A 255-nucleotide genomic window follows, 5' to 3' on the forward strand; every position below is an offset into this window, starting at 1 on the left:
AACAGGTTTTGTCCGATTCCGCCACATCCACTACAACCGTCTCACGAGGTAAGTCTTTCGGCAGAGGTTTACGCTTAGGTTTTGTGCGCGTATAGGAAACAGTTTGGCTGTCCGTTTCAACATCAGCACTGTCTTCTTGAGAGTCGCTGTCTGACTCGTCAAACAGCTCGCCTTGGCCCGGAGACACTTCAGAGCCTTTACCAAACTGCTTTTGTTGAGCTAAGCGCCATTGCTCAAGGATTAGCTGATACTTAG

Annotated in this window: 1 protein-coding gene; it reads right to left on the reverse strand. The window is 49.0% G+C overall.

Going from position 1 to position 255, the window contains the following annotated elements:
- Positions 1-255, reverse strand: a 255-nt coding sequence (locus tag V6259_RS19860) for a transposase (RefSeq protein WP_341585996.1), incomplete at both ends; no start/stop codon positions are given.

Origin of the sequence: Marinomonas sp. TI.3.20 (assembly GCF_038155025.1) — a bacterium.
GTDB lineage: Bacteria > Pseudomonadota > Gammaproteobacteria > Pseudomonadales > Marinomonadaceae > Marinomonas > Marinomonas flavescens.